Below are 12602 nucleotides of genomic sequence, written 5' to 3'. Positions count from 1 at the left end.
TCGTTTTTAAGAAGACAAATATCTCCATGATATCTCTATTCATGAAACGCGCATGATTGACTATTACTTCCACTGCCCTTTATGATATGGATGAAAAAATAATCATATTAGGTGAGGTTACTCTGAAGAACATAGGTTATCGCTCGGAAATGTCGAGAGACAGTAACGAGTAAAGCAGGGATTGTCGGATTAAGGCTTTTCCAAGATAACTAGAACTTGTTTCTTACGTCTCAGAAAGCCAAAGCTCAATTAACGTGATTACAATTGCGCCTTACAATTGCAAATTACACTATCCAATGTTTATTTGAGTACGCCGCCCTTTATATATTAAGGAGGCTTTTTTATGTTGTCAGAAAACCACACGCCACCAAAAAATCAGTAGAAAACCGCTTTAAGTAAACGTGTCTTATTCCACATTCTTTTGCTTTCTTAGGTGTGTTGATTCCCTTTCCTGGTTGAGATTCACTTCATCCATTGCAACCTATCAATCACTAGCCTTCGATCTAGAGTCTATGAATCATTGACTCGCATAAAAATCAACTAGCAACCGTTTAAACTGTCACGTTTCATTTCCTATTAAAAGTAATAGTGATTCGTTTCACATTTATTAAGGATTGTTTAATCTCTATGCGCCCTGCTATATAACCCTTGTTTTTTAAAAAGGCGCATGAGAAATTTAGGGGGAGAATAAAATGTTAAAGGAGGCATAGGTGTATGTCGATCGAAAAATTAGAGTATTTCTATATGATTGCCCGTTTCAATAGTCTTTCACAAGCTTCAAAAGAGCTCCATGTCAGTATTTCCTCATTAAGTAGTTCGTTAAAAAGCTTAGAACAAGAAATCGGGGCTGAACTATTCGAACGTCATGGCAAAAAAATCAAGTTGAGTAGCCATGGGAAATCGATTCTTCCTTCCGTAGAATTGATTTTGGCGGAAGCGAAGAAATTGAATATCTCATTAAATGAATCAGTAGATTATCCTTCTTTGCGTGTTGGCACAAGTGATGCATCGTTTATCTTTGAAGCAGACAAGTATCCAACTCATCATCAAAGCTTTACGATCGACTACCGCTATGTTCCTTCATTGGACTTATTGAATAAACTAAGCCAGAAAGAAATCGATTTTGCGATTACTTCTGCCACCTTAGATCACCCGAAATTTGTTCAAACAAGGTTGGCGACTTTAGAACTCAAAGTAGCAGTCAGTGAATATTTACTAAAACCAGATGGTGCATTGTCCACGGAGATACTTGAAGAGCTACCTTTTATCTTTTTACTCGATCATGTCGAACATCAAGTGATCACAAAAAAAGTAGCACAACAGCTGACGAGCGAACCAAAATATATTGTTTGTCCAGATAGCTTAGGGGCAATGAAGATGATCACAGAAGGCAAAGGAATGTTATTAGTCAATCCCTTTGCACAAGAACTCTTAACCATTGAACCCGTTTGTTTTGTCTCTTTACCAACATTTCCGACCATTCATTTTTATCTTTATAAAAATAGTGAATCAAAAAACTTTTACTTCTATCCAGAAGTTGAAAAAGAAATCCAAGCAATCTTTACTCAAAAATGTCACAAAACTTTAGAAAGAACCTCGATAGAGAATCAACCCTCTTACTTGTCAAAACGATAAGCCTTACTGTCAAACTAAGACAAGGAACCCAAGATCAAAAATAAATGCAGGCAAGAAGCCAACACAGAAATATTTAACCTCATAAAATAAGTAAACATCCACGAAATCTACCCTTCAAAATTTTGTGGATGTTTCTTTTTTATTTACTGAAATCCCATCTATGCCCTCCCCGCCTTTCTGTTATGAAAAAAAACGGAATACTTATTCTTCCATCCTTTGATTTGAGAAAAACCAATGAGTTTCTCGCCTAAGTGGTAGGGTTTGATGCTCTTTTATGTTAAAATAGGTCCATTGATGGGAGAATCCAGGAGGCTATGTATGAATGATCCAATGAATTATTACCGTGTGGCAAGAGAAGAGTGGCGCGAATTTTACCGAAATGGTCAAGCTCCATTGACACAAGATGAACTAAATAGTATAAAAAGTTTGAACGACCGTATTTCCATGCAAGATGTTCGCGACATCTATGTACCACTTGCACACTTGATCTTTCTTCATATGAAAGAGTTTGAATCCCTCTCTCTGAGCAAAGGGTTATTCCTACACAAGTACGTCCAAGTTCCACCGTTTATCATTGGGATTGCCGGAAGTGTCGCAGTTGGTAAAAGTACGACTGCACGCTTATTACAAATGATCTTGTCTCGAACATTCAAACGAAGAAATGTCCAGTTGATCACTACCGACGGCTTCTTGTATCCGAATAAAGTCTTAAAAGAACGTGGCATCATGGATCGGAAAGGATTTCCAGAAAGCTATGACATGGAAATGCTGATCGACTTTCTTAACCAAGTAAAATCTGGTCAAGAAACAACGAAAGTACCGGTCTATTCTCACGATGTTTATGATATTATTCCCGATGAATATGAACTGATCCAACAACCGGACATTTTGATCGTCGAAGGAATCAATACGCTCCAACTGCCAGCCAATCAACAAATTTACGTCAGTGATTTTTTTGATTTTTCTGTTTATGTGGATGCAGATTCTGAATTGATCGAAAAATGGTATTTGGATCGCTTTGGTGCATTACTTGATACAGCTTTTCAACATCCACAAAACTATTACTATCAATTTGCCATTGGCAATCGTGAGGATGCATTCAAAATGGCAAGAGATGTATGGAAAAATGTGAATTTGAAGAATTTAAACGAATATATCTTGCCTACTCGTGGAAGAGCCGATATAATTCTCCATAAAACTGAAAATCATATCATCGATTCGATTTTCATGCGAAAATATTAGCATTTTAAAATAGTTCAACTATTTTGAGATAAATTTTAAAGGGATAGGGGTAATAAATGTGACGAACGTTGCCGATATGACAAACGTTGAAAAAATCATCGTACTAGATTACGGTAGTCAATATAATCAATTGATTACACGACGCATCCGTGATTTAGGTGTTTTTTCTGAATTATTGAGCCACCGCATTACAGCTGAAGAAGTGAAAGCCATGAATCCGAAAGGGATCATCCTTTCTGGAGGTCCAAACAGTGTCTATGACGAAAATGCTTTTGGCATTGATCCTGAAATCTTCAATTTAGGGATTCCAGTGTTAGGGATTTGTTATGGTATGCAATTGATCACGTACAAACTTGGCGGTTCTGTTGAGCCAGCGAAAAACCGTGAATACGGAAAAGCATTACTTGAAGTAACAGCAGATGATGCGGCACTATTCAGTCAAACACCAAAACAACAAACCGTTTGGATGAGCCATGGAGATCTAGTGACGAAAGTACCAGAAGGTTTTGAAACTGTTGCTACAAGTAACGACTGCCCGATCGCATCGATCCAAGACAAAGAACGTAACTTCTACGGTATCCAATTCCACGCAGAAGTTCGTCATTCAGAATACGGAATCGAATTATTACGTCATTTTGCTTTTGACATTTGTCAGTGTGAAGGAAATTGGACAATGAACAATTTCATCGACATGCAAATCGAAAAAATCCGTGAACAAGTCGGCGATAAAAAAGTCCTACTTGGTTTATCTGGCGGAGTGGATTCAAGTGTCGTTGGTGTCCTTTTACAAAAAGCGATCGGTGATCAATTAACATCGATTTTCGTTGACCACGGTCTATTGCGTAAAGGTGAAGCAGATCAAGTCATGGAAAGCTTAGGCGGAAAATTCGGCTTGAACATCATCAAAGTAGACGCAAGAGAGCGTTTCTTAGATAAACTTGCAGGTGTCTCTGATCCTGAACAAAAACGTAAAATCATCGGTAATGAGTTTGTCTACTTGTTTGACGACGAAGCAACAAAACTTGCTGGCGAAGAAGGCGTATCTTTCTTAGCACAAGGAACACTTTACACAGACGTAATCGAAAGTGGAACAGAAACTGCCCAAACGATCAAATCACACCACAACGTAGGTGGCTTGCCTGAGGATATGCAATTTGAATTGATCGAACCATTGAATACACTATTCAAAGACGAAGTCCGTGAATTAGGTACACAGCTTGGTATGCCTGATTCAATCGTTTGGCGTCAACCTTTCCCTGGACCAGGTCTTGGTATCCGTGTCTTAGGTGAAATCACTGAAGAAAAACTTGAGATCGTCCGTGAATCAGATATGATCTTACGTGAAGAAATCGCCGCTGCCGGTCTTGACCGTGACATCTGGCAATACTTCACTGTCTTACCAGGCATCCGTTCTGTGGGTGTAATGGGCGATGGACGTACGTATGACTACACAGTCGGCATCCGTGCAGTCACTTCGATCGACGGCATGACAGCTGACTTTGCGCGTATCCCATGGGATGTACTACAAAAAATCTCTGTACGTATCGTCAATGAAGTCGCACACGTGAACCGTATCGTGTATGATATTACCTCTAAACCACCAGCAACTGTGGAGTGGGAATAGGATAATCAAAGAAACCGTGAAACCTTTGTTAATGAAGGGATTCACGGTTTTTTTCTTTATTTTTAGGAAAAAGCTGTCCTTGAAAGTGAAACAAAAAATCTAATTCTTGTGTTCACTATTTTTATAGAAAAATAGTGCTTTGTAAAAAAATTTTAGTTCACTCACCTATTTTTTCAATATAATGACATCTTTTCCATCAATTTGAACACTTAATACATCTTGCTCATCATACCCAATAAAATCAAAATACCAAAGAACTTTCCCGTCACTTGACAAACTGCTTTTCAATAAGTTAGATTCTTTCAACTTACCTTCATTTTCATAGGTGAGTTCTATATCCGTATTATATTAGAGAAAAAAACATACAAGTAGTTCCCTTTTAAAAAAATTATTCTTAAATAACTAGCACCCTATCAAATCAACTGAATGAAAGTTGGAGTAAATAACGAAAATAGTACCATTCTCCCATTATATAAAAGCATACTATGCTATTCATTTATCAGTAGAACCATCTAAAAAAAGAATCAAAAACTTTAAGTTTTTGATCCCTTTTTAAAATAATAATCTTCTATCTACCTAATCTTTTTTCAGCTTCCCTGTAGACTTCTTTTTCTTCCCGTTTACCAATCACTACAATTTCAATTATTTCAATACCTAAATCAGATTGTTTGTATATCACTCGTAATCCTAATTTTTTATGCTTCATTTTTTTGCAATCTACTAGTTTTCCTTTAAGAGGTTGTCCAATGTCTAATCCAAACTCCTCAATTTTTTTTAAAGACTTCCTTACTTGCAATTTTTGACTATTGTCGAGTTTGTCATAATCTTTTTTTGAAGCAGGGGTATACTTTATTTTGTAACTCATTCCCATTCGTCCTCAACGCTATCTAGGTCTTCTCTCCAATTTTCCCCCATAACTTCTTCGGCAGAGAAATATTTTTGAGCGGATATTTCAAAAGGAATTTTTTGTTTGCTTACTATTTGTTTAAAATAGATATTAATGGCAGTTGTAAAATCAAGTCCCAATGTTTCTAATGTTTCTGCTGTATTTTTCTTTAACTCAGAATCCAAATTAACATTCAATCTTTCTTTTGTTGACATGTAATCCCTCCTAACCATACACCTATTATACACCATTTTAGTGTATAAAAAAAGTAGGATAGCCCAAAATCTATTACCTTTTAAAGTTCATTTAATGATTTCATTTTTGCTTTTTCGTTCATTTTATTAGTAATTTTTGTTATCAGACTAATTTACTTTTCGAAATATTGATTCCTTTCATCCTGAAATAAAAAAAGACCACTATCTTCTCGACTAAGATTAGATAGTGGTAATCATTAAAACTTTTGACTTTTTAGAGTATGTTATAGCATATCTCCTAATAGTAGTATTCAAACAAAGCCAGGAAAAAATATGCCTAATCAATATTTTTTTCCTGCTTTATAACTATCCAAAGTCTATTTCACTCGCCCCTCTTACAGTATCCCTAGGACAGAATTCTTTCCTCACTAATTTTTTTATACCAAAAGGCACTTTCCTTTGGATAACGTTCTTGTGTCGCAAAATCAACATAGAATAATCCATAACGTTTATTGTAACCATTTGTCCATGAGAATACATCCATTAATGACCAGATAAAGTAACCGGAGATATTGATGTCCTTCTCCAAACAATTCAAGATTGATTGTAAGTGTAGACGCACATAGTCGATCCGATTCGTATCGACTACCGTGTCACCTTCTAATATATCTTTATCACCCAAACCATTTTCTGCAATATATATTTTTTTGTAATTGGGATAACGTTCTTTGATGTAGGTAAGCATATCTTCTAATCCTTGAGGGTAGATTGGCCAATCCCAGTCAGTTGTCGGAATTTCAGGATTATTTACTCGTTCACCGACTCCTTTCAGCGCAAAAATACTACTCCCCTTCTCTCCAGTCCCATTATGCAAGATTTGAGATTCTCCATTGTATTCTTGTAGGAAGTGACTAGCATAGTAATTGATCCCTAAGAAATCAATTGCTGACGCGGCGGATTTCAATAAAAGCGCCTCTTCATCATCGATCACTAATTCACCATTATTCTCTTCTAAAATCGAACGGATAACGGACAGGGTTTCCGGTGTATATTCCCCTTTAAGCGTAGCATCTAATAAGAACTGATTTGCTAAAATGTTTTCATACGTCGCTGCTTTTTTATTTTCTTGTGTATCGGTGATTGGATACTTTGACTCTAAAATATGCACGATCCCGATCTCACCATCTATTTGTTTCTCCTTAAAAGCTTGAACGACTCTCGCGTGTCCAACCATCATGTTGTGCATTGATTGGATGGCTTTTGGTAAATCATATTTGATATTAGGTGGAAAATGACCGATGATATATTGCCCTGCCACAACTGACCATGGTTCATTGATCGTGATCCAATAATGAATCTTATCACCATACTCTTCAAAACAAAAGCGAGCAAAACTTACATACGCATCAACCATTTCCTTTGAAAGCCAATCCCCTTTTTTATAAAGCACATAAGGTGTATCAAAATGATGCAAGGTCACAAACGGTTCAACATTCTTTTTCCGACACTCGTCGATTAAGCGATGGTAAAAGTCGACACCCTCTTGGTTAGGTTCACCTACACCCTCAGGAAAAATCCTTGACCAAGCAATAGAAATTCGGATCCCATTGATACCAAATTCCTTTGCTAGCTGTAGGTCGACTGGATACTTATGATAAAAGTCACTCGCTTGACTTGGATCAAACGCCCCTTGGTCGGCTAGATATTTCTCCCAATAAGTTTCTCCTTTGCCGCCCTCAGTAATCGCTCCTTCCGCTTGGAATGCAGCGGTTGCTGCGCCAAAAACAAAATCGTCTGGAAATCTCTTCATTGTTGTTCCTCCTAATGATCAATCGATACTTTTAAAGACAAAGCGCACTGCTTCTTTTGGTTCTCTTGCTAAAGAAACATACTCTGCGCCGGAAGTTGAAACTGCCTTGGTTGAATAGTTTTCAGTATCTTTCTCTAATTCTTTTAACATTGAAGCCATTTGAGGAGCCAAGACGATCAAATCAAAATCTCCAATAACATCTTTGTGCTGCCCGTACGCCATTGCTATGGAATCAAGATCAATACCTTCTAAACCTGCTCCTTTTTTTATTGCATTTGCTAACATTGAACTAGTGGCACCATTTGCACACAGAACTAAAACGTTCTTCTTTGATGTATCCGTAGGTAATTCAATGACCACTTCGTCTTTTTTATCATTTACCATACTCTCTTGCTCGACTTTCTGTGCTTCTTCTTTTTTCAAGCAATCATTATCATAAACTTTAAAGAATGGATAATAGATAATAAAGTCAACAATCAGTAACAGTGGCATCAAAACAAAAGCAAAGCCAGCGAAACCTGTTCCTAAAATCAGCCCTACAGGAGCCGGTGTTGTCCACGGTAAGTTATAAATAAACCCGTTCATTCCCAATACATCAATAAAGAATTTAAACAACCAAACATTTACAATTGGTGCTGTGATGAAAGGAATAAAAAAGACAGGATTCAAAACGATAGGGGCGCCGAACAAAATCGGTTCATTGACCCCAAATAATACTGGTACAGATGACGCACGCCCGATTGTTTTCATTTGTTTGGACTTAGCTAAGAAAGCAAACATCAATGTGATCACTAACGTTGCACCTGTCCCTCCAAGTGTCGCAACAAAGTATTGCACGCCTTGTGATAAAACACGCGTCGCTTGTTCCCCATTTTGAAATGCTTGTAGGTTCATTTCTACATTCGTAATATAAATGGCAGCAACTGCTGGCTCTACAATTGACGGACCGTGAATACCAACAAACCAGAAGAAGGCCATTGCACCAAAAATGAGTGCTAAACCTAAGTAACCATCAGCGGCACTAAAAATCGGTTGGAATACTTCGATGATTTTTTCTGAGAAACCAACATCCATTAAGCTACGAAATCCTAAATCAAACAACCAAAAAATAAAAACTGAAATCGTAATAGGAATAAGATCTTTGAATGTCTGTGAAATATTACCTGGAACTTCCTCTGGCATTTTGACCGTAATATTCTTCTTTATGCAGAAACGATAGACATTAGGAACAATAAAACCAACCACAAAAGCTGTCAATAAGCCCTTAGTTCCCATATACTCTGAAGCAAAACCGGCTTCTATTGGATCTACCCCTATCAAAACGAAACCAATAATCGCGGCAATCATTGTGGAAACACTATTGATTTGATTCGTTTTTGGTAAATCACTATTAAAGTTATCAGTTAAACTTTTTGCGACTGTGGCAGCCATCAGCATCCCCAACAATCCCATGGAACTGTTGTACGCTTTCATTAAATTAGTTTCGACTGAGGAACTCCAGTAGAAACCAAAAATATTGGGAACATAAGCGACTAGTAAAAAGATACTGGAGAAAAGAATCACTGGAATCAAACTAATAAATCCATCACGTATCGCTCGCAAATAAGGATTATTAGAAATCCTCTGAAAAAACGGTTTCATTTTTTCGATCTGCACAACTAACTTATTCATAAAAATCTCATCTCCCTATTTTTTATAAATATTAAATAAATGTTTAATCGTATCTTTTAGCAACATTGTCGTCATCAGGTGATCTTGTGCATGGACCATGATGAAGCCTACCTCAATATTTTCACCACTTGCTTCTGCTGCTAACATCTGCGTTTGTGATTTATGCGCTTCGATCAAGCTATTATTCGCCTCTTCAACTAACTGATCTGCTAACTCAAAATTCTTCTGTTCTGCATAGTTTAGCGCTTCCATTAATTTAGACCTAGCTTCTCCTGCGAAAGCAACTACCTCAAAACCAATCATTGCAACTTCTTCTCTATTCATACTGAATTTCCTCCCAAAATTTTTTCTAATTCTCGGATCATACATTTTTTAGTACTGTACTGATAAGCATGTTGTAATGACTAGTAGCTAAAAGATGTAGTGGATCATTGTTACTAAAATTGCACTAAAACTTCTAAATGACCATGTACCACAAAATAAATTCTCTTTTACTAATCCTAAAACTAATAAAGCGGCCTATACAGAAATGATTTACTTCAAATGAAGATGAACATTTTTGTTTTGATTCACTAATTCCACCACTTTACTTGTTTATTATAATCCATAAACAAACATTTGTAAACATAATCAAGCAAATAAAAGAATTTTCACAAACTTTATTTTATGATGTGTTTGTTTTTGTTGATTTAAAACACCTCATGTTCTATGATTGTGTTATACAATCTTAATAAAAGGAGCGTTTACGAAAAATGTTAAAAGAAGAAAGGCTAAATAAAATACTAGAATTGGTGAATATCAACGGGGTAGTTGATGTAAATGAATTGATGGCCAAATTAAACGTTTCAGACATGACGATTCGCAGAGATTTAGGTGAATTAGAAAAAACCGGGAAGTTGAAACGTGTTCATGGTGGTGCACAAAGCATGAATTTCTATAAAAAAGAAGAACTATCTCATGAGAAAAAAATGATTTTGAATCCTGAAGAGAAAAAAGAGATTGTTTTAAAAGCAAAAAAATTTATCGCGGAAGAAGATACTATTTTTTTAGGGCCAGGTACGACGATTGAATTGCTCGCACAGATACTAGATTTCAAACATCTTAGGATCATAACAAATAGTCTCCCAGTATTCAACATTTTGCAAACCAAGCATGAAGATTACCAAATCTACTTAGTTGGTGGGCAATATCGTCCACTCACAGGTGCTTTCTTAGGCGAAATGGCAAACAAAGTATTAGCTGATATTCGCTTCGGTAAAGCATTTGTTGGCGCCAATGCAGTAAAAGACAATCGAATTATGACCGCTACTTTAGAAGAAGGAACAACACAGCAAATTGCGTTGAACAATTCATCCGAACGTTACCTTTTAGTCGACTCTTCTAAACTCGATTGCGAAGACTTTTACACGTTCTTCTCCTTAAGTAACTTAACGGCTTTGATTACAGGTGAAGAGGCTGACTCGAAACATTCGATTGACTCGACAATTACAGTCTATTGATGTGGAACGAATTGACGGTGCCACCCAAAATATCATCTCCCATTTTGAGCGGCACCGTTTATTTCTTGAAGCTGAAAACTTCTAGTAAAGTTTCTCTTTATTTAATTGAAACTACTATCCTCGAATAGATGTCGCTGTTTCTTTGATAACTGCATTCAGTTCCTGAATGTTTTTTCTGCCTTCTTTTTTCATCCAATCCCTGACAACTTCTTCATTATCTAAAACAAAAGGTTCTACGCCATTCGCCCAAGTGGCTCTTCCACAAAGTACACCATTAAATGTCGATCCTGCTTGTTTCGCGAAACGCAATGTTTCCTGGAACAATTCTGCTGATACTCCGGCACTTAGGAATATAAATGGCAAATCGGTTGCTTCTGCTTGTTCTTTAAAGTACCTAGCTGCCTCTTCTTTCGAATAGACGATTTCATCATTCGAATATCCTTCTACATAATTCATATTTACAGGAACTTCCACTTTTAAAACATCTACGTTATATCGCGGCTTCGAGAACTCTTCCATCATTTTGATCACTTTTTCGGGCTTCACTGCTGCATACTCCTTAGACGAGACATCCGTGATGTTTGCGTCATAAGAAAGCAATTCTAAAAAGAAAGGAACATCTTCTGCTACACATTCTGCGCCAATCCGTTCCATGTAAGCTTTTTTCCGATCATTGATTTCATCGCTCTCATTGATATCATAATAAAGCAAAAATTTACAAGCATCTGCCCCAGCTTCTTTTAGACGCTTCACTGACCATACGTCCAATGAATCTGGTAAACGTCCAGGCGTTGACGCATCATAACCCGTTTTTTCATATGCTAACAGCAACCCTGCATTTTCTGCACGAACCGACGCTGCTGGCAAACCAAATTCCGGATCTAATAAAATAGATGAAGCATAAGGAGTCAGCTCCGAAGAAACGATCTCTTTGAATCGTTCAATCTGTTCATTTTTCACTTCAGTTGTTTGAAATTTCGCAAACATTTTTTTCAATGCGCCTCGTTGATCGATTGCTAAAGCGCCGATCATTGAATCTTCATTACTCAGCTTTTTGATATATTCTCTTTTTCCACTTGATCTTTCCATCATCAGTTCCCCTTGTCTCAAAATATTTTGACTTCGATTGTTTCAAATAGTTGATCAAAATTACTTAGGTTTACATAACCAGTTGTTGGCTCTTTGGCATTTAACATTCCTAAAGTATTCGCCGTTTTTAATATCGTCTCATCATCCTTATGTTTAGATAATGCGTACGCCAAACCAGAAACTGTAGCGTCTCCTGAGCCAACTGGATTAACGACATCGATTTTGGGTATTGTCACATCATAAAAAATTTCGTGATGTTTTGCTACCATTCCTTTTGCGCCCATAGAAACGATGATCCATTCGACCCCTTTGAAAATTGAATTTTTCAACATTTGTTTTACTTTGTTTGGATCATTCGTTTCTTCGACTCCTAATAAATCAGATAGTTCTTCTGTATTCGGCTTGATCAACAGCGGTTTTATTGGACTTGCAAGTACTGTCTTCAACGGATCTCCCGCACAATCCAAGACAACAGGTTTACCTTGCGCTGCACAGATTTCAAGTATGTTTACATAAAAATTCTTTTCAATTCCCGCAGGAAGGCTACCAGAAAAGACAGCCAAATCTGCTGAACGGAGCGTTCGCTTAAACTCTTCCAAAAAAAGGGTTGCCTCTTCTTCTGTAATCGTCGGACCCTTTTCTAAAATTTCAGTCTGTCTTCCTTCATGCAAAATCGCTATACAGTTCCTCGTCTCTCCACTAATCTGAGTGAACGATTGATTGATGCCACTTTCGTCTAGCTCACTCCTGATTTGCTCTCCTAAAAATCCACCTAATAAGCCGCTAGCGCTCACTTCTGCCCCAAGTTGATTTAGCACACGTGTCACATTCAATCCTTTTCCACCAGCTGTCTTCCTTACCTTATCGACACGGTTGACTGTATCTTCAGAAAAACTTTCAAATGAATAAGAAATATCAACCGATGGATTCATCGTAATCGTCAAAATCATCC

General features: G+C 37.1%; 12 protein-coding genes and 1 riboswitch. Of the genes, 4 read left to right on the top strand and 8 right to left on the bottom strand.

What is annotated here, in order from left to right; all coding sequences use genetic code 11:
• Window positions 1-96 precede the first annotated feature (96 nt).
• Window positions 97-264, top strand: a riboswitch (M-box (ykoK) riboswitch).
• 450 nt (window positions 265-714) lie between these two features.
• The 3 genes from IGL24_RS00320 to guaA all read left to right on the top strand — a co-directional run bounded on the left by IGL24_RS00320 (window position 715) and on the right by guaA (window position 4501).
• The gene (locus tag IGL24_RS00320) at window positions 715-1635 is read left to right on the top strand and encodes a LysR family transcriptional regulator (RefSeq protein WP_207115373.1); all 921 of its coding nucleotides are present in this window, start codon (window positions 715-717) and stop codon (window positions 1633-1635) included.
• A 318-nt stretch (window positions 1636-1953) separates the two neighbouring features.
• Window positions 1954-2877: a type I pantothenate kinase gene (gene coaA, locus IGL24_RS00315; protein WP_206854670.1), complete on the top strand. Its 924-nt coding sequence runs from the start codon at window positions 1954-1956 to the stop codon at window positions 2875-2877.
• Window positions 2878-2935: 58 nt separating this feature from the next.
• Entirely contained in the window at window positions 2936-4501 is a 1566-nt protein-coding gene (gene guaA / locus IGL24_RS00310; RefSeq protein ID WP_207115374.1) for a glutamine-hydrolyzing GMP synthase, read from the top strand.
• 165 nt (window positions 4502-4666) lie between these two features.
• Here the strand turns inward: guaA and IGL24_RS00305 are convergent, their stop codons facing one another.
• From IGL24_RS00305 to IGL24_RS00280, 6 genes are all read right to left on the bottom strand, one after another.
• The gene (locus tag IGL24_RS00305; RefSeq protein ID WP_429966268.1) at window positions 4667-4807 is read right to left on the bottom strand and encodes a hypothetical protein; all 141 of its coding nucleotides are present in this window, start codon (window positions 4805-4807) and stop codon (window positions 4667-4669) included.
• Between the two features lie 262 nt (window positions 4808-5069).
• A complete protein-coding gene (locus IGL24_RS00300; RefSeq protein WP_207115952.1) occupies window positions 5070-5366 on the bottom strand; it encodes a type II toxin-antitoxin system RelE family toxin in 297 nt (98 codons plus the stop codon).
• Window positions 5363-5602, bottom strand: a complete 240-nt coding sequence (locus IGL24_RS00295) for a type II toxin-antitoxin system RelB/DinJ family antitoxin (RefSeq protein ID WP_207115951.1) — start codon at window positions 5600-5602, stop codon at window positions 5363-5365. Before IGL24_RS00295 ends, IGL24_RS00300 begins: the two co-directional genes overlap by 4 nt.
• 385 nt (window positions 5603-5987) lie before the next feature.
• Window positions 5988-7391, bottom strand: coding sequence for a 6-phospho-beta-galactosidase (gene lacG / locus IGL24_RS00290; protein ID WP_207699910.1), 1404 nt, complete (start codon window positions 7389-7391; stop codon window positions 5988-5990).
• A gap of 18 nt (window positions 7392-7409) precedes the next feature.
• Window positions 7410-9062: a lactose-specific PTS transporter subunit EIIC gene (locus tag IGL24_RS00285; protein WP_207699911.1), complete on the bottom strand. Its 1653-nt coding sequence runs from the start codon at window positions 9060-9062 to the stop codon at window positions 7410-7412.
• Window positions 9063-9077: 15 nt separating this feature from the next.
• On the bottom strand, window positions 9078-9386 hold the full coding sequence (locus IGL24_RS00280; RefSeq protein WP_207115948.1) for a PTS lactose/cellobiose transporter subunit IIA: 309 nt from the start codon (window positions 9384-9386) through the stop codon (window positions 9078-9080).
• A 428-nt stretch (window positions 9387-9814) separates the two neighbouring features.
• Here IGL24_RS00280 and IGL24_RS00275 point away from each other — a divergent pair, with 428 nt between their 5' ends.
• A complete protein-coding gene (locus IGL24_RS00275) occupies window positions 9815-10561 on the top strand; it encodes a DeoR/GlpR family DNA-binding transcription regulator (protein ID WP_207115947.1) in 747 nt (248 codons plus the stop codon).
• Window positions 10562-10675: 114 nt separating this feature from the next.
• Here the strand turns inward: IGL24_RS00275 and lacD are convergent, their stop codons facing one another.
• Window positions 10676-11650 (bottom strand): tagatose-bisphosphate aldolase, encoded by a 975-nt coding sequence (lacD, locus tag IGL24_RS00270; RefSeq protein WP_207699912.1) that lies wholly within the window; start codon window positions 11648-11650, stop codon window positions 10676-10678.
• Window positions 11651-11667: 17 nt separating this feature from the next.
• A complete protein-coding gene (lacC, locus tag IGL24_RS00265) occupies window positions 11668-12600 on the bottom strand; it encodes a tagatose-6-phosphate kinase (protein ID WP_207699913.1) in 933 nt (310 codons plus the stop codon).
• Window positions 12601-12602 lie beyond the last annotated feature (2 nt).

This window comes from Enterococcus sp. DIV2371 (genome assembly GCF_050498525.1).
In the GTDB taxonomy this organism is placed as follows: domain Bacteria; phylum Bacillota; class Bacilli; order Lactobacillales; family Enterococcaceae; genus Enterococcus_B; species Enterococcus_B mangumiae.
The sequence above is the reverse complement of the archived record's forward strand: the minus strand, read 5'-3'. Positions and strand labels throughout refer to the sequence as shown.